This is a genomic window from Pseudomonas cremoricolorata DSM 17059 = NBRC 16634 (genome assembly GCF_000425745.1).
GTDB lineage: Bacteria > Pseudomonadota > Gammaproteobacteria > Pseudomonadales > Pseudomonadaceae > Aquipseudomonas > Aquipseudomonas cremoricolorata.
The window spans coordinates 336,058-357,842 of record NZ_AUEA01000003.1 but is presented as its reverse complement, the minus strand read 5'-3'; the positions used below and the strand labels follow the sequence as shown (position 1 = coordinate 357,842).

Annotated in this window: 12 protein-coding genes and 1 pseudogene; 5 read left to right on the top strand and 8 right to left on the bottom strand. The window is 61.9% G+C overall.

Features of this window, described 5'->3' with window-relative positions; genetic code table 11:
* Positions 1–8 precede the first annotated feature (8 nt).
* Positions 9–737: an IclR family transcriptional regulator gene (locus H618_RS0106105; protein WP_028694237.1), complete on the top strand. Its 729-nt coding sequence runs from the start codon at positions 9–11 to the stop codon at positions 735–737.
* Here H618_RS0106105 and H618_RS0106100 read toward each other — a convergent pair.
* From H618_RS0106100 to H618_RS0106090, 3 genes are all read right to left on the bottom strand, one after another.
* Positions 720–1,637: an amidohydrolase family protein gene (locus H618_RS0106100; RefSeq protein ID WP_028694236.1), complete on the bottom strand. Its 918-nt coding sequence runs from the start codon at positions 1,635–1,637 to the stop codon at positions 720–722. The two genes, H618_RS0106105 and H618_RS0106100, sit on opposite strands and share 18 nt — an antisense overlap.
* 77 nt (positions 1,638–1,714) lie before the next feature.
* Complete coding sequence (locus tag H618_RS0106095; protein ID WP_028694235.1) at positions 1,715–3,043, bottom strand: MFS transporter; 1,329 nt, start codon at positions 3,041–3,043, stop codon at positions 1,715–1,717.
* Positions 3,044–3,120: 77 nt separating this feature from the next.
* Entirely contained in the window at positions 3,121–4,098 is a 978-nt protein-coding gene (locus H618_RS0106090; RefSeq protein WP_028694234.1) for a hydroxyacid dehydrogenase, read from the bottom strand.
* A 228-nt stretch (positions 4,099–4,326) separates the two neighbouring features.
* Between H618_RS0106090 and H618_RS0106085 the strand changes: the two genes are divergently transcribed.
* Together H618_RS0106085 and H618_RS0106080 are read left to right on the top strand one after the other, a co-directional pair.
* Positions 4,327–5,001: an RraA family protein gene (locus H618_RS0106085; RefSeq protein ID WP_028694233.1), complete on the top strand. Its 675-nt coding sequence runs from the start codon at positions 4,327–4,329 to the stop codon at positions 4,999–5,001.
* A 57-nt stretch (positions 5,002–5,058) separates the two neighbouring features.
* Positions 5,059–6,306, top strand: coding sequence for an MFS transporter (locus H618_RS0106080; protein WP_081673718.1), 1,248 nt, complete (start codon positions 5,059–5,061; stop codon positions 6,304–6,306).
* 10 nt (positions 6,307–6,316) lie between these two features.
* On the opposite strand, the gene H618_RS23425 is transcribed toward H618_RS0106080, so the two are convergent.
* Together H618_RS23425 and H618_RS23420 are read right to left on the bottom strand one after the other, a co-directional pair.
* Positions 6,317–7,072 (bottom strand): methyl-accepting chemotaxis protein, encoded by a 756-nt coding sequence (locus H618_RS23425; protein ID WP_425414173.1) that lies wholly within the window; start codon positions 7,070–7,072, stop codon positions 6,317–6,319.
* A 102-nt stretch (positions 7,073–7,174) separates the two neighbouring features.
* A pseudogene (locus tag H618_RS23420) lies at positions 7,175–8,203 on the bottom strand (PDC sensor domain-containing protein); the annotation flags it as partial.
* A 498-nt stretch (positions 8,204–8,701) separates the two neighbouring features.
* On the opposite strand from H618_RS23420, the gene H618_RS0106070 reads away from it, so the two are divergent.
* Entirely contained in the window at positions 8,702–10,021 is a 1,320-nt protein-coding gene (locus H618_RS0106070) for a Na+/H+ antiporter family protein (protein WP_028694230.1), read from the top strand.
* 3 nt (positions 10,022–10,024) lie between these two features.
* On the opposite strand, the gene H618_RS0106065 is transcribed toward H618_RS0106070, so the two are convergent.
* Positions 10,025–11,029 (bottom strand): FecR family protein, encoded by a 1,005-nt coding sequence (locus tag H618_RS0106065; RefSeq protein ID WP_028694229.1) that lies wholly within the window; start codon positions 11,027–11,029, stop codon positions 10,025–10,027.
* Positions 11,030–11,472: 443 nt separating this feature from the next.
* Between H618_RS0106065 and H618_RS0106060 the strand changes: the two genes are divergently transcribed.
* On the top strand, positions 11,473–17,007 hold the full coding sequence (locus H618_RS0106060) for an RHS repeat-associated core domain-containing protein (protein WP_028694228.1): 5,535 nt from the start codon (positions 11,473–11,475) through the stop codon (positions 17,005–17,007).
* A gap of 187 nt (positions 17,008–17,194) precedes the next feature.
* Here H618_RS0106060 and H618_RS0106055 read toward each other — a convergent pair whose 3' ends face one another.
* Together H618_RS0106055 and H618_RS0106050 are read right to left on the bottom strand one after the other, a co-directional pair.
* Entirely contained in the window at positions 17,195–18,604 is a 1,410-nt protein-coding gene (locus tag H618_RS0106055; RefSeq protein WP_028694227.1) for an efflux transporter outer membrane subunit, read from the bottom strand.
* Positions 18,601–21,780, bottom strand: coding sequence for an efflux RND transporter permease subunit (locus tag H618_RS0106050; RefSeq protein WP_028694226.1), 3,180 nt, complete (start codon positions 21,778–21,780; stop codon positions 18,601–18,603). Before H618_RS0106050 ends, H618_RS0106055 begins: the two co-directional genes overlap by 4 nt.
* Between the last annotated feature and the right edge of the window lie 5 nt (positions 21,781–21,785).

Genomic DNA, 21,785 nt, shown 5'->3' with positions numbered 1-21,785 from the left:
TTTGTCCAATGGTAAAAGCGCGGCCGCGTCCAGCGGTGAATGGTGTGGCTTCGGCTGATCGGGTTCTGACCGTGCTCACGGCGTTTCGCATCGGTGATGCGGCGTTGAGCCTGGTCGAGCTGGTCGAGCGCACCGGCCTGATCAAGAGCACCATCATGCGCTTGATGGTTTCTCTGGAAAATCACGGTTTCATTACCCGCATGGCCGATGGCCGCTACCAGCTGGCCAGTGAGGTCATGCGCCTCAATGCGGTGTACCAGGAAGCGCTGGACCTGGAGCGGCACGTCATGCCGCGCCTGCACCAATTATCCGAGCTGACCGGCGAAACGGCTTCGTTCTATGTGCGCCATGGCGCTTATCGGATGTGCCAGTACCGGGTCAACTCGACCCACCGGCTGCGCCTGCACCTGCAACCCGGCGACATGCGCCCGATGGACGAAGCCGCCGGCGCCCAGGCGCTGCGCGCCGCCTATGCGGTGGGCATGGCGCTGGAAAAACCGTACTACTCGCGTGGCGCCACCGACCCCCATGCCGCATCGATCGCCTTGCCGATCTACGGTGCACAGCACGAGCTGATGGGCGCGCTGGTGGTTTCCGGACCCGCCAGCCGGCTCACCGAGGAAACCGCCGAAACCTTGAAGCACACCATGCTCGTCACCGCCCGTGAGCTGATGCGCAGCCTCGGTTGCAAGGGCACCGAGACGCGCGCAGGCGAGGCTTCAGAAGCCGTACAGTGACACCGGGTTGTCGCGCAGGATCAGTGCCTGCGCGCGCGGCTCTGGTGCCCACACCGACAGCAAATCGAAAATCGCCGCATCATCCGGCTTGCCATCCACCGGCAAGGTTGGATGCGGCCAGTCGCTGCCCCAGAGCAGTCGCTCGACATTGCGCTCGACCAGCGCCCGCGCCACCTTGCCCACGTCCGCATAACTCGGTGCGCCGACCTGTGAGCGCAGGTACGGCGCAGACAGCTTGACCCAGGTATTGCCCTGATCGAGCAGCCGTTGCAGAGCGGCGAAGGCAGCCGAGTCGACACCCTCTGGCTGGGGTACATGGCCAAAATGGTCGATCACCAGCTTGCCCGGCAGTTTGCTCAGACGCTCTGCCAGTTCCGCCAGGCGCGGGCCGGTTGCCAACTGCACGTGCCAGCCCAGCTCCTGCACCCGCGCCGCCAGGGGTTCGAGACCCTCCAGCGCGGCACCGCCCACGCTGAGGTTGAAACGGATGCCGCGTACGCCCGCGTTGTCCATCGCCTGCAAAGCCTGGTCGCTGATGTCGCGATCGACCACCGCGACACCCCTCGCAGCCCCATGGCTGCGCGCGAGGCCATCGAGCATGATGCGATTATCGGTGCCGTAGGTAGAAGGCGTGACGATGACCATGCGCGTCAGGCCCAGCCGCTGTTGCAACTGCTGGTAGTCGGCCAGGGAGGCGTCGGGCGGGAACAGAGTGGCGTCGGCGGCAGTGGGAAAACGGCTGTCGTACAGGTGCATGTGGCAGTCGACGCTGCCAGCCGGAGGTATCAGTCGCGGCGGCTGGTCGCCGAGGCTGAAGGGCGTTTTCGCCAAGGCGCCGAACGAGGCGAGGGCGCCCAGGGCGCTACCGGCCTGAATGAAGCGGCGGCGGGTCAAAGACATGTTCTGGTCCTTATTGTTGTGGGTCGAAACAACGATGCCCACGGCGCAGCGTGGGCATCGGTTCAACGCGGCAGGAGTTACTTGACGGTGGCTGCGTCTGCCATCTGCGCCTGCTCACGCTGGCGCTTGCGGCCGATCACCAGCACCATGATCCCGGCGATGGTGCACAGCGTCGCCAGCGGCATCAGGGCGATGGCGTAGCTGCCGGTGGCGTCGTGGATGGCGCCATAGGCGTTGACCATGATGCCGCCGCCGATCAGGTTGGCCAGGGCACCCACCGCAGCCAGGCCTGCCGCAGCCGTGGAAGACGACAGCCACCCGGACACCAGTGCCCAGAACGGCCCCTTCATCGAGTAGGCGCCGACCAGAACCATTGTCAGCATGACGATGGTCGCCGGCAGCGACGAGGTGAACAGGGTCATCAGCAGGCCTGCGGCAATCAGCAGCATGGTCATCGCGGTGTGCCAGCGACGCTCGCCGGTACGGTCCGAGCTGCGTCCCCAGATGATCATCAGCACCGAGGCAATGCCGTATGGAATGGCGTTGACCAGACCGATCTGCATGGAAGTCAGGCCGAAGGTCTTGAGCAGCTGCGGCGCCCATACGCTCATGGTGCTGCCGGCGGCGGATGCGCCGGAGTAGATCAACGCCAGAATCCAGATGTCCTTGTGCCGCAGCAGCTTCCACAGCGAAATGTGGCCAATGGCGGTCTTCTTCGCCGACTCGGTGGCCAGGCGCTGGATCAGCCAGCCGCGCTGCTCATCACTCAGCCATTTGGCCTGTTCGGGACGGTCGGTGAGCACGAACAGGCAGGCGATACCGAGCAGCACTGCCGGCACGCCCTCGATGATGAACAGCCAGTGCCAGCCGCGCATGCCCATCCAGCCGTCCAGGCTCAACAGCAGGCCAGACAGCGGCGAGCCGATGAAGTTGGCCGCCGGAATGGCCACCATGAAGATTGCCACCATGCGCGCACGGTAGGCCGCTGGCAGCCAGTAGGTGAGGTACAGCAGCACGCCTGGGAAGAACCCGGCTTCAGCGGCGCCGAGCAGAAAGCGCATGACGTACAGCGAGTTGGCGCCGGTGACGAATGCGGTGCCGGCCGAGATCAGGCCCCAGGTCACCATGATCCGGGCGATCCAGATGCGCGCGCCGTAGCGCTGCATGGCCAGGTTGCTGGGCACTTCGACGAGGAAGTAGGCGAAGAAGAACAGGCTGCTGGCAAAGCCGAAGACCTTGGCGGTGAGGCCGAGGTCTTCGTTCATTTGCAGCGAGGCCATGCCGATGTTGCCGCGGTCGATGATCGCGATCAGGTAGCAGACGATGAGAAACGGCAGGATGCGCCAGGCGACCCGGCGCATGGTGCTGCGTTCGAGTTCGCTGATGGGGGCGGCGGTTGCAGTCATGGGGCTCTCCAATTGTTATTTTTGCTGGAGTCACGCGAAGCGAAAACGCACCCGTGTGGCGGGTGCGCGCAGGGTGTTCAGTGGCCGAGCAACTGGCGGTTGACCACGCAGCGTGGGTCAAGCTCGCTGCCCGCCCACGCGGCGAAGATCTGCCTGAGCGCGACCAGGCCGACGCGGTCACGCGATTCGCTGGTGTTGGCGCCGACGTGCGGCGTCGCGACCAGCGTCGGCAGGCCCCACAGCGGGCTGTCGGCAGGCGGTGGCTCGGGGTTGAAGGTGTCCAGGCCGGCACCGCCGATACGCCGCTCGCTCAGCGCGGCGACCAGCGCAGCGGTGTCGATCAGCTCACCGCGGGCGGTGTTGATCAGGATGCTGCCTGGGCGCATTCGCGCAAGCTGCTGGGCACCGATCAGGTTGTGGTTGGTGTCGGTCAGCGGGCAATGCAGGCTGATGATATCGCTTTCGCTGAGCAGTCGATCGAAATCCTCTTCGCGCTCGACATGCTCGCGCTGAGGCAGCTGCTGCAGGAACGGATCGTAGACCTTGACCTTCATCTGCAAGGGCGCCACCAGGTCCATGAGAATGCTGCCGATCGAACCCAGGCCGACCAGGCCGAGGGTCTTGCCGAACAGCTCGACACCATTGGCCGAGGCCTTGTCCCAGTGTCCGTCGCGCATGCGTGCATCGAGCAGGGCGGTCTGCCGGGCCACGCTGAACAGCAGGGCGAAGGCGTGTTCGGCCACCGACTGGGCGTTGGCGCCGACCGCGATGGTCACCGGAATGCCGCGGGCAGCCGCAGCCTTGATGTCGATGGTGTTGTAGCCCACGCCGTGCTTGGCGATCACCTTGAGCTTGCTGGAGGCGGCGATCATCGCCTCGGTCAGTTCGCCCTGGCGCACGATGATGGCGTCGGGCTGCTCGGCGCGGATGATCGCTTCGAGTTCATCGGCAGGCAGGTACGGCGTGGTGGGGATCACCCGTACGCCTTCACTTTCGGCCAGGCGCATGGCATCGGCGGCAAGCGCGGGCCCGGTCAGCAGAACGGTTCTGGTCATGGTCGTTACCTTGTTCTTATGAGTGGCGCAGATGTCGGGGTGCGACATCGGGACGCGCCAACACTACTTCTAATGAAACGACGTTGCAATATCGATAATTACAAAAGGCACGAATGGTCATTTTGCTGGATCGGTGCGTATTGCATTGCGTTAAATGAAATGACATTCTGAAAAAACGCTTAGGTCTTACGCTAGCGACATCGAATAACATCAATAGAGGTACGTCACATGAGCATTGGATTCAGGGTCTTGCAGCGTGCGCGCAAAGTCGACGCCGAGTGGGTGGAGCGCTACCGCGAAGTGCCGGTGGCCAACGTCAGCGATTCGATGAACCGCATGACCGCAGGCGGAGCACGGATTCGTCCGATGCACCGCGCCGGGGTGCTGGCCGGCGCCGCGCTGACCGTCAAGGCTCGTCCGGGTGACAACCTCATGCTGCATTACGCCCTGGACATCGCCGAGCCCGGCGACGTGGTGGTGGTGGATGCTGGCGGCGACCTGTCCAACGCCCTGATCGGCGAGATGATGGTGGCCTACGCCATCAAGCGCGGTGTGGCCGGGATCGTCATCAACGGCGCGATTCGTGATGCCGGCGCCATCGGCGCGGCTGACTTCCCGATGTTCGCCGCCGGCATTTCCCATCGCGGCCCGTACAAGGATGGCCCCGGCGAGATCAATGTGCCGATCGCCATCGATGGTATGGTGATCGAGCCGGGCGACCTGGTGATTGGCGATGACGATGGTCTGCTCTGCGTACCGTTCGATCAGGTGGCTGAGGTGTACGACCGCGCGGCCGCCAAGCACGCCGCCGAGCAGCACCAGCTCGAGCAGATCGCCCAAGGCACCAACGACCGCAGCTGGGTGTTGGAGTCGCTGAAGAAAAAGGGCTGTCTGCTGCCCTGAAGCCTGATGTGCGAACCAGGCCTGGCAGGCGCCCGCTGACCCATTCGGAGGAATCGTTTGCCAGAGTCACGTCCCACTTCCCGCCGCACCTGGCCCGCCGCTGTGCGGGCCCTGGCCCATCGCGACTTTCAGGTCTACTTCAGCGGTCAGGCCATCTCCACCCTCGGCAAATGGCTACAGCAGGTGGCGTTGTCCTGGCTGGCCTATCACCTCACCGGGTCCGCGGCGCTGCTCGGCGCCATTGCCTTCGTCAGCCTGGCACCGCAATTGCTGATCGGCCCGATCGCCGGTGCCTGGACCGATCGCCACGACAAACGCCGCCTGTTGATCATCGTGCAGTCGATCCTGGCGTTGCAGGCGTTGGCCCTGGCCGTGCTTGCCTATGGGCACTGGCTCGATGCCCGCAGCATTCTGGCCATGGCGCTGTTGCTGGGCCTGCTCAATGCCTTTGAAACGCCGCTGCGTCAGTCGTTGATCGCAAGCTTCGTCGCCGACCCGGCCGATCTGCCCAACGCGCTGGTGCTCAACGCCATGCTGATCAACGCCGCGCGCTTCGTCGGCCCGCCGCTCGCCGGGGTGCTGATCGCCTGGGCCGGCGAGGCCGTGTGTTTCGCCCTCACAGCGTTGGCGTTTTCCGGGCTGCTGGTTGGCTTGCTCAAGGTGCGTGGCAAGCCCGGCAGCAAAGCCAGCGGCTCCACTGGCGAGGTGTTCCGCGAGGGCCTGCGCTACTTGTGGCAAACCCTCGAAGTGCGCCGGCTGATGGTCAGCGTGGTGGTGGTGAACGTGCTTGCCTCGTGCTACACCGCGCTGCTGCCGATCCTCGCCAAGGCGGTGTACCAGGGCGATGCGCAAACGTTGGGCTGGCTCTGGGGCGCGGCGGGGGCGGGGGCGTTTCTCGCCACCCTGGTGCTGGCGTTCAGTGGCTCGGCATCGCGCCTGCAACGTTTCATCTTCGCTGGCGCCTTGTTCTGCGCGGCAGGCCTGCTCGGGCTGGCCGCACCGGCGCCGCTGGTGGTGGCGCTGCTGGCCCTGGGCCTGTTGGGCTTTGGCATCACCGTCAGCAACGTCAGCACCAACATGCAACTGCAAAGCGGCGCGCCGAGTGCGCTGCGTGGGCGGGTGGTGTCGTTCTACATTGCCCTGCGCTTCGGCTTCGAGGCGATCGGCGGCTTGCTGGCGGGCGTGGCGGCGACGCACCTGGGTGCGCCACTCACATTGGGGGTCGCCGGTGGGCTGTTGCTGTTGATCAGCCTGTGGCGTGAGGTTTGCCGTCGGCGTCGCGCGGCGCTGGCCGGCGGCGCCTAGGCAACGCGCGTCAGACGCGGAACTGATCCATCAGCCCTTGCTGCTGGTTGGCCAGTTGGTTGAGCGACTGGCTGACCCGCGCCGATTCGTTGGCCTGGCCGGAGAGCGACTCGGTGACGTCGCGAATGGTGGCGATGTTGCTGTTGATCTCTTCGGCCACCGCGCTCTGTTCTTCCGCGGCGCTGGCGATCTGCAGGTTCATGTCGGTAATTACCGATACCGCCTGGCCGATGCGCTGCAACGCGGTGACTGCCGCTGACACCTGCTCGACACCGCCTTGCGCCTGCTGGTGGCTGCCTTGCATGGCGCCGACCACTTCCTGGGTGCCGGCTTGCAGGGCTTCGATCACCTGACGGGTCTCTTCTACCGACTCCTGGGTGCGCCGGGCGAGGTTGCGCACTTCGTCGGCGACCACCGCGAAGCCACGTCCGGCCTCACCGGCACGGGCAGCTTCGATGGCGGCGTTGAGGGCGAGGAGGTTGGTCTGCTCGGCAATCGAGCGAATCACCTCGAGCACCGAACCGATCTTGTCGCTGTTCTGCGCCAGGCCGACCACCTGGCCCATGGCCGTGCTCATGTCGGCGGCCAGGGTGTCGATGCTCTGGGTGGTGCGCTCGATCACCGACAGCCCCTCGCGGGTGGCCAGGTCTGCTTCACGGGCAGCTTGCGCCGCCTGGGCGGCGCTGCGCGCGACGTCCTGGGCGGTGGCGCTCATTTCGTGGGAGGCGGTGGCGGCCTGATCGACCTGGCGGTACTGCTGCTCCATGCCGGCGCTGGTCTGGCTGGCGATGGCTGCCGACTGGTCAGCGGTGCCGCGCGCGGCCTGCACCGACTGCTTGACCTCGGCAATGGTCGGTTGCAGCTTGTCGAGGAAGCGGTTGAACCAGCCGGCCAGCTCGCCGAGTTCGTCGCGCTTGTCGTAGGTCAGGCGGCGGGTCAGGTCGCCTTCGCCACTGGCGATGTCCTTGAGCATCGCCGCCACACCGAGAATCGGCCGGGTCACGCCACGGGCGAGCAGCCAGACCAGCAGCAGGCCAGCGAGCGCCGCTGCCACGCCGAGCGCCAGTTGCAGCAGCATGCCTTGGGTGTTGACGGTGTCGAGTTCGTTCTTGAGCGCTTCGGCCGGCGCGGTCAGCACGCTTTTTGGCAGATCCAGCAGCACACCCCAGGGCTTGCTACCCGGTACCGGCTGGAAGCGGGTCAGCACCTTAAGCCGATCTTCATGTTCGACCACCTGCTGCGCCTGGCCTTGGCTGAGGTTGCGCACCAGCTCTGCGCCTTGCGCCGGGTCGACCTGCTCGTAGCGCTGCGACAGCTTGCTGGCGTCGGCGCTGTAGCCAGCCAGCAGGCCGGCCGGGCTGAGAATGCCCACCGTGGTACGGCCTTCGTACAACCCGGCACTGGCCCGTTCGCTGATCGCCTGCAGGCTGTTGAGGTTGATGTCGGTGGACAGCGTACCGATCACCTTGCCGCCTTCGATCAGCGGGAAGACGATGCTGGTCATCAGCACCTGCTGGCCATCGATGGCATAGAAGTAGGGTTCGCTGATGCACACCTTGGCGGTGCTGTGCGGGCACACCCACCAAGTGTTGGCCGGCTCGCCGCTGGGGCCGATGCTGGTGTCGGCCATGTCTTTTTCCGGCAGCGCCATGGCGGTCAGCTGGCCGGGGCGTGGCTGCGACCAGTACAAGGCGAAGCGACCCTCGGCGTTGCTGCCCAGGGCATCGTCACCGGCGAACTGGCTGTCACGTTGGTCGAGGGCGTTGGGTTCGAACACCAGCGAGAAGCCGAGCAGTTCGGGATTGCCCTGCAATGCCTTGTGCACCTGCTCGGTCAGATCCTGGCGCAGGTCGCGCGCCTCGATCTGACGCTTGCGCGCCTGTTCGCGAATGAGCATGACCTGGCGACTGACACCGGCGCCGTATTGGTAGGCATCCATGAACTGGCGGCTGACATTCAGGCCCTGGGCCTCGCTCTGCGCTTCCAGGCGGGCCTGGGCGACCTTGCCGAGCATCTGCATGCTGCTCGCTTCCACCAGCCCGGCGCTGGCATTCATCCGGTACAGCGACAGGCCAACCAGCAGGGTGACGATGCTGGCCAGGCACAGGCCTGCCAGCAGGGTGATCTTCCATTGGATGGACAATTGGCGCAGGGGCATGGGGGTAGTCTCGTGAAAACGGGTTGGGACACGCATCTGTATCGACGAGGCCCCGGCTTTCTTTATTCAGCCGTTCAAGAAAACCGTATCAGCAGGTCTGGCCCGCGCGCTTTGACAAGCGCGCGGGGCTGCTTCAGAGTGTGCGCCCTCCAATAACGACCTGCCTTTTCCGGCCCTGCGCAAGCAGACCCGCGCCGGTGGCGGTTTTTTGTCTGTCGCAACGAGGTAGTTCGAGAAATGAATGCAGTCATTGCTGCGGTCGGCATCATGCTGATCCTCAGCCTGTCCCGCGTGCACGTGGTCATCGCCCTGATCATCGGCGCGCTGGTCGGCGGGTTGGTTGGCGGCCTGGGCATCGAAGGCACGCTGCAGGCCTTCAATGGTGGCCTGGGTGGCGGTGCCACGGTGGCGTTGTCCTACGCCTTGCTCGGTGCTTTCGCGGTCGCGATTGCCAAGTCCGGCCTGGCCCATGCCCTGGCCGACCGGGCGCTGGCGATGATTGACCGCCAAGGCCATGCCGAGGGTGGCAAGGTCAAGTGGTTGCTGATCGGCCTGATGCTGGTGGTGGCGGTGTCATCGCAGAACATCTTGCCGATCCACATCGCCTTCATTCCCTTGCTGGTACCGCCGCTGCTGTACGTGCTGACCCGCCTGCGCATCGATCGCCGGCTGATCGCCTGCGTCATTACCTTCGGCCTGATCACGCCGTACATCTTCCTGCCGGTGGGTTTTGGCAACATCTTCCTCAATCAGATTCTGCTGGCCAATGTGGCCCGCGCCGGGGTCGATGTGAGCGGGGTCAACGTCACCCACGCCATGGCGCTGCCCGCTGCCGGCATGCTCGTCGGGCTGCTGGTGGCGGTGTTGTTCAGCTACCGCAAGAAACGCGACTACGACCTGGCGCGCATCGAGCAGGTCGAGCAGGTGGCGGTGCAGTACAACCCGCTGACCCTGCTGGTGGCGGGCCTGGCGATTCTGGCGGCGTTCGTCGTGCAGCTGTGGCTCGACTCGATGATCATCGGCGCCATGGTCGGTTTTCTGATTTTCTCGCTGTCGGGCATCGTGCGCTGGAAGGACACCGATGACCTGTTCACCGAGGGCATGAAGATGATGGCCATGATCGGCTTCATCATGATTTCCGCCTCAGGCTTCGCCGAAGTGATGAAGGCTACGGGTGAGGTCAAGGCGCTGGTCGAGGCCGCCGCCCAGTGGATCGACCACAGCAAAGGCGTTGGCGCACTGCTGATGCTGCTGGTGGGCTTGCTGGTGACCATGGGCATCGGCTCGTCGTTCTCCACCGTGCCGATTCTCGCGGCGATCTTCGTGCCGCTGTGCGTGCAACTGGGCTTCGACCCGCTGGCCACGGTGTGCATCGTCGGCACCGCAGGCGCCTTGGGCGATGCCGGCTCGCCGGCCTCCGATTCGACCCTCGGGCCGACCTCGGGGCTCAATGTCGACGGCCAGCACCATCACATCTGGGATACCGTGGTGCCGACCTTCATTCACTACAACCTGCCGCTGCTAGCATTCGGCTGGGCGGCGGCCATGCTGCTCTAGGGTTCAGCCGCGCGGCGGTGGCGGCGAGATGCGGTTGAGCACCGTGCCGCCGTCCTTGCTGCGGGTCAGGTAGACCGGCAGCACCTTGGGCAGCGCCGCGACCATGCGCCCGATGTCGCGGGTGTTGTACACGCCGCTGATGCGGATCTTGCCGGTGTGCTCATCGGCGACCCGCAGCGGCTTGTCGAGGTAGCGGTTGATGATCGGCAGGGCCTGTTGCAGGCTGATGTTGTCGAGCACCAGCTTGCCGCTGCGCCAGGCCAGGCTGTTGTCCTGGTCGGGGCTTTGCGCCAGCTGCGGCTCGAAGTCGCCCAGGCGATAGCTGGCCTGCATGCCAGGCCCGAGGCGGTAGCCGCCGTCGCCGTCGCTGCTGACCAGCACCGAACCTTGCACCAAGGTCACCTTGACCTGATCCTGATACTTCCACACGTTGAACTGGGTTCCGGTGACACGGGTCTGGCCGCGTCCGGCCTGCACGATGAACGGGTGCTGGCTGTCGTGGGCGACCTTGAAGAACGCTTCACCGTCGACCAGGGTGACCTTGCGCTGGTCCTTGAAGTTGAAATAGCGCAGCTCACTGTTGAGGTTCAGCTCGACGCTGCTGCCGTCACTCAGTTGCACCGTCTGTTGCGCGTCGGTGGTCTTGAAGTGCTCGTAGTGATTGGGCAGCCAGCCCTGTTCCCAGCCGATCCAGCCGGCCAGCGGCAGGGCCAGCAGGGCGCAGGCGAAGGTCGGCACCAGGCGCCGCAGACGATAACGCAGCGGTGGAGATCGATAGGGCGGGTTATACGCCAGGTGCACCTGCGGACGCGGCAACTGCTCGGCAGCCTGCCAGATGACGGCGATGGCCTGGTACTCCTCGGCATGCCGCGGGTCGGCCTGCAGCCAGGTCTCGAACGCTTGCCGCTCGGCGCGGGTGCAGTCATCGGCGTGCAGGCGCATGCACCAGTGCGCAGCCGCATCGGTGATGGCGTCGTGATCGCTTGCGGGCTGGCGTTCTTGGTTCATCTGGGCTCCAGGTTTTGCGCATTCTACCCTTGCGCAGACCTTGCAGAGAACCAAGATGAGGGTGAACTCCTATCACTTAGGTTTTTTTTCCGCCTGAGCGGGATGGGTAGCCGCGCAGCAAGGAGTTGTGTGGGAGTTGCGCGAGCTTAGAGTATACGTCGCGCGATCGCTGAGGTTGGCTCACTCGCAAGGGCCATCGCAGGCTGAGCAAGTCGCAGAGCTGGTCTGGCCGCCCAAGCCGTGGATCGACACATTCACCAGCACTTCTGGCGGCCATCTGCTCCCGCCAATGCGCGCGGCACAATCATGTCTTGATGGCCGGAGTCGCTATCCGCGCCTGACATTTTTGTCAGTAGTTTTTTTCGCTGAGTGAGCCCTGAATAGTCGTACAGCTGACCGAGGTCGATGTCCGGTCGTTAGATCAACGCGTCGGAGGTTTGGTGATGAACGATATGCTCATGGGCTTGGACACGGTTACTGTTGACCAGCTTTCCGGACACGCGACGTTCACGTTGCCAGTTGCAAAAATATTGGGCGACCAAGACGGTCGATTCGCGCTGTCGCTGTCGTGCGAATTGCCCGGGCGAGACATCACTTTTCTCCCGCACGGTACATGGTCCTTGTACTGGGGAGGGCTCAACGCATCAACGACGAGGCTTACACTTTCGAATTTGCGCGTCCTTGAGGGGCTCATCGATTCTGTAAAGGTTGGACAGGACGGGCTTGCACGAGATAACGGTTATCAGGTGGATGCAGAGAAATACCTGGAGGCACTCAGCAAGCATGTCGCGGACACTGGCGCGACAAAAGGCTTCAACAAACATTCGATGGTCACGGTCACTACCGCCAACGGTGCACTGTTCGTATTCGATCTATGTCGTACTCATAACGAGGGGAACTATGGTAACGCGCTGCTCAAGAACATTGTTACGCCCCTTGGGCGAAAAATGACCTTAACGTGGGCAGACGAGGCATCGGCACCGAAACTACAATCGATCAGTGATGCGCACGGCACGCTACTTAAAGTCGATTGGTTAGCCGGTTGTATTCACAAGATATGTCTATTTCCTGACACGGATGACCAGGCAGACTTCATGCTTGCCTTTGCCGACGAGCAGGTCGAGATTACTCAGTCAACGGGCAGCGCCCAGGAAACAGGAATCATTCATCGCCTAAGCGGCACCAAGAGCAGAATCAATCGAGTTGAGTTGCTCAAAGTATTTGGCGATGATGCGGCGCCGGTGTTGATAAATACATTGGATTTAGTATTCAGCGATGAGAAGCTCAAGTCGCAAAACCTGCTTCGCCCTGGGCAGGCTTCAGGCGATGGGTTCGTGACGGAATTTTCGTATCTTACGGATGACACCAAGGCAACGCGTGAAACGACGATTACTTGCTCCCGCGGACATCGTTTGGATAGCGACAAGAAACGTGTGCCTATCGTATTGGCGAATTATAAAAGCACCTACCATGAAGGTACGCTGATTTCATCGACGAGTGTGATCGGGGATACCACATACGAAGTGAAGCGTGAGGTAGAACATGACGATGTGAATAATCGGCTAAGGCTGGTGACCACGCGTTTGAAAAACGCTGAAGAAGTCGAACGCATCATCTTGACCTTTGACGTGATGGGAAATCTCATTGCTCGCGAGCATGGCGATTTGGTGACAGAATGGACATATTATAACGACTACCATCTCTATAGCCTGGCCGCGGAAAACAAACGGGTCAGCACTATCAATGCAAAAAACTTTTTCTCTAAATGGTTTTTTGCCGCCGTCGACTACGCCAACCCGGTCGGCTGGGGATTCCTTATTTTCGGAAACAAGGGTCTGACGTGGCACGATGACACCACCTATGGTGTGTCCGTCTCAAATGTGGGTAGCCGTTATGCTCAGGAAGCGTTCAATTTGCCGGTTGATCTAAACTATCCCGGTAGTACCGCAGGATATTGCAATCACGTGGAATCGGAATTGGTATCGAAACGCGTGGGGAATACCCTGCAGGCGTTGAGCTTGACCTACTATGGGTATGAAGCGTGCACACCCATCAAACAGGAGGGATTGAAGCAGCCGGACCTCGTCCGGCAGTGCACCCGGCTGACCGTGCGTGATCCGAAGTTTGAGCGGGTCGATATTTCCAAAACTCAGTATGAGATCGCAGCAGCTTACGCCAAACCTTACAAGCGTCTTCTCGACAAAAAAGCCTCATCGACTAAAGATCCAGATGAAAAGGCGTCTGTCGAATCAATGCTCAAAGGCCTTGAAGACAGCTTGGTCGAGCAAAGCAAGCTCAACGGTATCGGTTTCAAACTGTCGACGCCTTGGGTCGATGGCAAGATGCGCCTCGAGACCATCGTTTATGAGACCGATGAGAACAACCCCGGGTTCGGCATGCCGGCAAAGACGCTCAACTGCCTGCTGGATGACAAAGGTGTCCAAAAAGCATCTTCCCTGCTGACAAGCGTGTTCAGTACAGAACGCGATTTCCTTTCAACACGCAAGATCAAGAAAACCGTAGCGCTCAGTGTCGCTCAGCAACTGGCGCGCAAATCGAGTGTTACCCGGTCAGAGCTGACGGGAAGACTGTATGAGCGGTCGCTGGGTGACGAGAGCACTGAGACCTGGGAATATGACAAGGCAGGAATTTTGAAGAAGGAATGTGTCAGCACGGGTGAAAGACATGAGGTGTGGGATCATGCGGTGACTTACACAAGCGACGGGCTGTCAAGCTATCGCCTGATGACTACCGACTCGGGTTGCGGGACACGGGTTGTAGCCGATGCGCAAGGTCAGATCCTGGAAACATGGTTGACGCGCGGTGAAGCCGATTGGCTGAAACTGTCTGCTCAGAAGTATGATCTCGAGGGCCGAGTGAGCTGTCGCCAGGAATTCGACTATGACGCAGGCGACAAAAAGTTGATGGAATTTCGGACCGATTACCAGTTCGGCCACGACACGAACGCTGTCAATATCAGGCGGTCGCTCTGGAACGCAGCAGGCCAGGAAGTCGATGTGGTCGAGCAGACTGTTTCCTATTCCGATGAAACTCTGCTGTGGTCAAGCGGTACCTTTTCGATAGAGAAACACGTGGACCAAGCGAAACACACCGAAACGCTCGCGCGCCGTGTCGCTGGTAAAGAAGCATTCACCAAAGAAAACATTTTTGATGTTCAGGGTCGCCTGGTTTCAACTACCTATGGAATTACCAAGGGCAAGTCGTTCACCCCTATGGGCAGTGCTACTCTAGCCTACAACGCCTCAGGTGAAATCAGAAAGTTGATCCAAGAGGTAAGTGGTGTTTCGGGGACTCAGGAGTTCGAATATGATCATTGGGGGCGACTGGCCAAGCACCGCGTTGATGATCGTATTGTTGAGCAACAATTCTCGGAGTTTTCTGTCTCACCCGATCCTCTTAGGCTTTCAATTTCGAGTACGACCGCACCGAACGAAGCCATCCTGTTGGGTGAACAGACCCAAGACAGCTTTGGTCGCCTGACGTCCCGAAGAGCAAATGGTGTAGACGAGTTCTTCGGCCCCGTCGTAGGAGGGGCATCTCCCGTTACTGCTACTGCGAATGAGTCGCAAAACTACAGCGCGACGTGGGATTCGAAAGCCCTGACACTGACCGATTCGGTCACGCTGGCTTGCTCACTTTCCGACGCAGAGGGTGCGGAACGCTCGACGGTGTCCGTGTACAGCCGACAGGGCCGGTTGCTGGCCATCACTGATCTTCTGGGCAACGAAACTCGCTACACTTACGATGCCCTGGGACGGGTCGTCAAAGCCGTAAGCCCGGCGTGCTCAACTACAAGCTGCTTCCGTGACGATGGTCTACTCATGAAGGAAATCATCCTGCAGAGAGCGGACGGCCATACAATGTACGTCACGTATGAGTATGACGCTGCTGGGCGTGAAACGGCCCGTACCTTCGAGAGCCAGGGTATGCCAACCCACAGCATGCATCGTGCGTATGGCCCAGGCGGCCTGTTGCAGAAGAGCGAGTTGAGGATTGCTGGGGTTTATTCATCTGCGGATGCTTATACCTATGACTCCGCCGGGCACCTGGCATCGTGGCAAGGAAAAGGCAAGTCTTACAGCGAAGGCTCCATCTCGATAGACAGGGAGTCTTTCAAATATGATGTCCTGGGTAATGTAATCGAGCATAAGACTCTTGATGTAACGGGGACGCGCACAGATGTTTACAAAAGATCGTTCAACGCTGCGACGAGCACAGAAGCTTTCAAGAGATCCTTCGATGCTGCGACGAAAAGTGTATGGGTCGAGCATGAAGGTAGGCATTTAACTCGCGACAACCGAGGTAATTTACACCTTCATGGCCTGACCTATGACGCCGCCGGTAGACCCCTGAGCTACGAAACACCGAGATTACATACATTCACGTTTCAGCATGATTTTACCGGGCGCTTTCGCAGCCTTTATCAAAAAAACTCTGCGAGTGTCTCCAATGCCATGCATTTTCACTACCGTAACGCTAGGATCTATGCGCGCACAAGCTGTTCCGACCATCGATCTGGAATTGGCGACATGTTGAAAGTCCAAGATCTGATTTTACTGAATGATAGTCCAGGTTGCTATTTGCAGTTAGATCGTCGAAATCATCAAGTGAAAGATCCTAATAACATACCTACGGTCAGTACGAGCTTCGAGATGCGCGACGCTTCGGGCACGGTGGTGTGCAGCTATACCGTTGGCAAGGGAGTTAGATATTTTGTCTACTCTGCGTACGGGTACCGTTCACACAGCGACTTTAGTGAAGACTGGCTTGGTTTCAAAGGCGAAGCGATTCTGCCGGACAGTGTGTATTACCTTGGTAGCAACAGAATTTACAGCCCAGAATATATGACATTCACCAGTCCGGACAGCTTAAGCCCCTTTGGCGTCGGGGGCGCCAACGCCTACGCTTATTGCGCCGGCGATCCGATCAACTACCACGACCCCAGCGGTCACCAACGAGTGGCACAGATTGGGTTCCAAGGTTCCACACTGTTGGAAACGAAAGAATTCCGTTATGTGCTGAGTGCGATAGCGCTTCTAACTGCCCCTGTCACAGGCGGCTCATCGTTTGCGCTTGCGGCCGCAGTGACAGGATTGGCGGTTGTGGCATCAGGGTTTGAGATCGCGTCGTTGGTGCTCGAGGACAGCGATCCGGAACTCGCTCGCAAGCTCGGCTATGTCAGCATGGGCCTCGGCGTTCTTTCAGCCGTGGGCGCTTTCGCGGTTACGGCAAGAGGCTCGGCGCGCGCTTTGAGCTCAACGGCACGCAGACGCTCTGCGATGGACACTACTGTGGAGAGTGTCTTAGAACGATTCAATAGCCAGGGTTTAACAGGTACCAATGTCCATACGTCTCCTTTCAACGAGACATTCACGCTGTACAGCGCACCCGGATCCCGCGGGTTGTTCATCAATGGGCACGGTGTGCCCATAGAAGGGTATGTGCGTGCTGGAGGCGTGGCGATACCGGAATATTTTGCGACTACGCTGGCCCCTGAGGTGAGATTTTTTACGCGTCAAGGCTGGAAGGCAGCGATGCATGGACACTCCTATGCCAGTACCTTCAATGGGACCAGAAAACCGATAGACAGGATTCACAGTCATACCGTGCCCAATTATCTTCTCGACAACCTGAGCACTGCGGACCTGATCACCGAGCTTCCTGGGCTAGAGGGAAAAACAGCGCAACAAATTAACGATGTCATTGGCGGGTACGCGGTTAGCGAGGGCGTCGACTACGTCGCACTGCAGGGTCAGGCCACTTTCGATTCCGTGCTAAGCACATTGGCCGCGCATGGCTACAGCTACGACTACGTCGGTGCGATGTTCTGCAGAGGTTCGAATTCGCTTTTTGCCCCATCAGAGGTCCCTAAATTGGTGTACGACATGAAGCTCGCTGCAGTAGCCAGCGCATTGGATATTGTGGATTGGACTAAAGGAGTGCGTAAGATGCCTTGACCGTGGGGCTGGGAGCTCCCCCAATGCCCCCGCCTGCTCCCGCCCGGCCTTGTCAGCGCAACGGCTAGGCAATGCCAAACGGGGCGAAGCAGGGCGTCAGCGCCGTGCTCGCCTTCTCTGAGGTCGTCCGTCCTTGTAAACGGGCTCGCGCCCTCGTCTAGGGAGGCGAGAGCGTTCGCCAAGCAACTCAACGGGCGCTGGCCACTACCGCCGGCTGCAGGCCGCCGCCCAAGGCCTTGTAGATGTCGACGATTCCCTGGTAAAGCGCCACTTCGCCCTGTGCCTGCGCATCTTCTGCCGCCAGGCGCTCACGCTCGGCATCGAGCAGCACCAGGTAGTCGACACTGCCTTCGCGGTAGCGCACCGAAGCCAGCTGTGCGGCTTTACGGCTGGCTTCGCTCTGGCGTATCAGCGCCAGCAGGCGCTGCTGGCGCTTGCCGTAGTCGCTGAAGGCATTGGACGACTCTTCCAATGCCAGCAGCACCTGCTGTTCATAGCGGGCCAACGCACCTTCGGCGTCGGCCCTGGCGCCGCGCAGACGGGCGCGCACGCTGCCCAGGTCGAACGCCGCCCACTGGATACTCGGCCCCAGTGCCCAGGCACCGGCCGCCGAGCTGCCCAATTGCGAGCCGCGCGCTGCGGTGAAACCCAGGAACCCGCTGAGGCTGACCCGCGGGAACAGATCCGCCGTGGCAACGCCGATGTTGGCGGTGGCTGCCGCCAGTTGCCGCTCGGCACTGCGGATATCGGCGCGCCGGCGCAGCAGCTCGCCGGGGTCGCCCACCGGCAAGGCCTTGGCGATTGCCGGCAGGGCCTTGGGCGCAAGATCGACGCTCAGCGCCTCGGGGCGCTGGCCGAGCAGGGTGGCGATGCGATTGCGTGCGCGCACCTGTTCGGCCTGCAACTGCGGCAGGGTGGCTTCGACCCCAGCCAGACGCGCCTCGGCGCGCACCACGTCCAGTTCGTTGCCGACACCGGCCTCATTCAGGGTTTCGGTGATCTGTCGCGACTGCTGTTGGGTCTTGAGGTTGTCGTTGGCGATCCGCTCGCGCAGCTGAGCGCCGCGCAACTGGCCGTAGGCATCCACCAGCTCGGCGATCAGGCTGACCTGCAACTGTTGCAAGTCGGCCGCAGCGGCGTCTTCCTGGGCGCGGCTGGCCTCGATCTGCCGTTGGATACGGCCGAACAGGTCGATCTCCCAGGCCATGTCCAGGCCCAGGTCATAGCGCTCTTGATTCACCCGTTGTTCAGTCTGCCCAGGCACCTGGCCCTTGCCGATTTCGCTGCTGGCACGGCTGGTGACCACCGGAAACTGATCGAGGCTGGCTTCTTCGCGCAGCGAACGCGCTGCCTTGAGCCGGGCGAAGGCCACGCGCAGGTCACGGTTGCCGTCCAGCGAGGCACTGACCAACTGGTTCAGCACCGGGTCCTCGAACTGCTGCCACCACTGCGCCTCGAAGCGGCTGCGGTCGAAGGTCTGCGCCTGGGTGTCCAGTTGCGCGGGGGCCGGTTGCGGTGCCCGGTAGTCCGGGCCCACTGCACAGGCAGACACGGCCAGGGCCAGCAGGGCAGGGGCGAAGGCTTTCAACAGATTCATGGATGGCTCTCCAGCGCCGGCGCGTGGCTGGCCTTGCGCGCCTCGCGGCGCTCGACGTAACGGCGAATGAGGAAGAAGAACACCGGGGTCAGGAACAGGCCGAAAAAGGTCACCCCGATCATCCCGGAGAACACCGCCACACCCATGGCATGACGCATCTCGGCACCGGCACCGGACGACAGCACCAGGGGCACCACGCCCATGATGAAGGCGATGGAGGTCATCAGGATCGGCCGCAGGCGCAGGCGGCAGGCTTCCAGCACCGCAGCCAGCGGGTCGAGGCCCTCGGCCTGTTTGTCCTTGGCGAACTCGACGATGAGGATGGCGTTCTTGCATGCCAGGCCCACCAGCACGATCAGGCCGATCTGGGTGAAGATGTTGTTGTCGCTACCGGCCAGGATCACCCCGGTGATAGCCGACAGCAGGGTCATCGGCACGATCAGGATCACCGCCAGCGGCAGGCTCCAGCTCTCGTACTGAGCGGCCAGCACCAGGAACGCCAGCAGCACGCACAGCGGGAACACCAGCAGCGCGGTGTTGCCGGACAGAATCTGCTGGTAGGTCAGGTCGGTCCACTCGAACACCATGCCGTTGGGCAGTTCCTGCTTGAGCAGGCGCTCCATGGCAGCCTCGGCCTGGCCGGAGCTGTAGCCGGGGGCCGCCGCGCCGTTGATTTCCGCGGTGATGAAGCCGTTGTAGTGCATCACCCGGTCCGGTCCTGCGCTGTCGCTGACCTTGAGGAAGCTGGCCAGCGGGACCATTTCGCCGCGGTCGTTGCGCACCTTGAGCTGGCCGATCTGCTCGGCGTCGAGGCGGAACTGCTGTTCGGCCTGGACGTTGACCTGATAGGTGCGACCAAAGCGGTTGAAGTCGTTGGCGTACAGCGAGCCCAGGTAGATCTGCAAGGTGTCGAAGATATCGCTGATCGCCACGCCATGGGTCTTGGCCTTTTCCCGGTCGATGGCAGCATCGACCTGCGGCACGTTGACCTGGTAGCTGGTGAACAGCCCGGCCAGCTCCGGCACGTCATGGCTCTTGGCGATGACGTTCTGGGTTTCAGCGTACAGCGCGTCATAGCCGAGGTTGCCGCGGTCTTCGATCTGCACCCGGAAACCCCCGATGGTGCCCAGGCCCTGTACCGGCGGCGGCGGGAAGATAGCGATGTAGGCGTCTTCGATGTCAGCGAACTGCGCGTTTAGCGCAGCGGCGATGGCGCCGGCCGACTGGCTTGGGTCGGTGCGTTCATCGAACGGTTTGAGTGGCGTGAACACCACGCCGCTGTTCGGGCTGTTGGTGAAACCATTGATCGATAGCCCCGGGAAGGCCACTGAGTCGGACACGCCCGGTTGCTTGAGGGCGATTTCGCTCATGCGCTTGATGACCGCTTCGGTGCGGTCGAGGCTGGCGGCGTCGGGCAGCTGCGCGAAGGCCACCAGGTACTGTTTGTCCTGCGCCGGAACGAAGCCGGTGGGGGTCGAGGCGAAGCCTAGGTAGGTCAGGCCCATCAGCCCGGCATAGACGAACAGGGCAATGCCACTGGAGCGGATGACGCGGGTCACGCCGCCCACATAGCGCAACGAGGCGCGTTCGAAGAAACGGTTGAACGGGGCGAACAGCCAACTGCCCAGCAGCCGGTCGAGCAGGCGCGAGAAACGGTCCTTGGGCGCGTGGTGCTCCTTGAGCAGCACCGCAGCCAGGGCCGGCGACAGGGTCAGCGAGTTGAACGCCGAGATCACCGTGGAAATGGCGATGGTCAGGGCGAACTGCTTGTAGAACTGTCCGGTCAGCCCGGAAATGAACGCCGCCGGCACGAACACCGCGCACAGCACCAGGGCGGTGGCGATGATCGGCCCGGTCACTTCGCTCATGGCCTTCTGCGTGGCCTCCAGCGGTTTGAGGCCCAAGCCGATGTTGCGCTCGACGTTCTCCACCACGACGATGGCGTCGTCCACCACGATGCCGATGGCAAGCACCAGGCCGAACAATGACAGCGCGTTGAGCGAGAAGCCGAACAGGTGCATGACCGCGAAGGTGCCGATCAGCGATACCGGCACGGCCAGCAACGGAATGATCGAGGCGCGCCAGGTCTGTAGGAACAGCACCACCACCAGCACCACCAGAATCAGCGCTTCGAACAGCGTGTGTACCACCGCCTCGATGGAGCCGCGCACGAATACGGTGGGGTCATAGACGATGCTGTAGTCCATGCCCTCGGGGAAGTCCTTCTTCAGCTCGGCCATTTTCGCCCGCACCTCATCGGAGATGTCGATGGCGTTGGAGCCCGGACGCTGGAAGATCGGAATGGCCACGGCGGGTTGGTTGTTCAGCAGCGAGCGCAGGGCGTACTGGCTGGAACCCAGCTCGATACGGGCGACGTCCTTGAGGCGGGTGATCTCGCCGTTGTCGCCGGCGCGCACCACGATGTTTTCGAACTCTTCCTCGCTCACCAGACGGCCCTGGGTGTTGACCGAGAGCTGGAAACTGGTGGCGTTGGGGGCTGGCGGCGCGCCGAGCTGGCCGGCGGCGACCTGCCGGTTCTGCTCGCGAATGGCATTGACCACGTCGCTGGCAGTGAGGTTGCGCGAGGCAGTCTTGTTCGGGTCGAGCCAGACCCGCAGCGAGTAGTCGCCCATGCCGAACAGCTGTACATCGCCGATGCCATTGAGCCGGGCCAGTTCATCCTTGACGTTGAGGATCGCGTAGTTGGACAGGTACAGCATGTCGTAGCGCTGATCCGGCGAGGTCAGGTGCACGACCATGGTCAGGTCGGGCGAGGCCTTGTCGACGGTGATGCCGATACGCGTGACTTCCTCGGGCAGCTTGGGCTGGGTGCGGGTGACGCGGTTCTGCACCTGCACCTGGGCGTTGTCCAGGTCGGTGCCCAGGGCGAAGGTGATGGTCAGGGTGAGCTTGCCGTCGGCCGTGGCCTGGGACGACATGTAGAGCATGTTCTCGACCCCGGTGATGGCCTGCTCCAGCGGCGAGGCCACGGTTTCGCCGATGACCTTGGGGTTGGCGCCGGGGAAGTTGGCGCGCACCACCACGGTGGGCGGGACCACTTCCGGGTATTCGCTGATCGGCAGCTGGAACAGCGCGATGGAGCCTGCGATCAACAGCACCAGCGAGAGCACCGCGGCGAAGATCGGCCGGGTGATGAAAAAGCGTGAGAAATTCATCGGAG

Coding starts and splice junctions, on each gene's coding strand:
- H618_RS0106105 (WP_028694237.1), top strand. CDS start 9: ATGGTAAAAGCGCGGCCGCGTCCAGCGGTGAATGGTGTGGCTTCGGCT.
- H618_RS0106100 (WP_028694236.1), bottom strand. CDS start 1,637: ATGTCTTTGACCCGCCGCCGCTTCATTCAGGCCGGTAGCGCCCTGGGC.
- H618_RS0106095 (WP_028694235.1), bottom strand. CDS start 3,043: ATGACTGCAACCGCCGCCCCCATCAGCGAACTCGAACGCAGCACCATG.
- H618_RS0106090 (WP_028694234.1), bottom strand. CDS start 4,098: ATGACCAGAACCGTTCTGCTGACCGGGCCCGCGCTTGCCGCCGATGCC.
- H618_RS0106085 (WP_028694233.1), top strand. CDS start 4,327: ATGAGCATTGGATTCAGGGTCTTGCAGCGTGCGCGCAAAGTCGACGCC.
- H618_RS23425 (WP_425414173.1), bottom strand. CDS start 7,072: ATGGAGCAGCAGTACCGCCAGGTCGATCAGGCCGCCACCGCCTCCCAC.
- H618_RS0106070 (WP_028694230.1), top strand. CDS start 8,702: ATGAATGCAGTCATTGCTGCGGTCGGCATCATGCTGATCCTCAGCCTG.
- H618_RS0106065 (WP_028694229.1), bottom strand. CDS start 11,029: ATGAACCAAGAACGCCAGCCCGCAAGCGATCACGACGCCATCACCGAT.
- H618_RS0106060 (WP_028694228.1), top strand. CDS start 11,473: ATGAACGATATGCTCATGGGCTTGGACACGGTTACTGTTGACCAGCTT.
- H618_RS0106055 (WP_028694227.1), bottom strand. CDS start 18,604: ATGAATCTGTTGAAAGCCTTCGCCCCTGCCCTGCTGGCCCTGGCCGTG.
- H618_RS0106050 (WP_028694226.1), bottom strand. CDS start 21,780: ATGAATTTCTCACGCTTTTTCATCACCCGGCCGATCTTCGCCGCGGTG.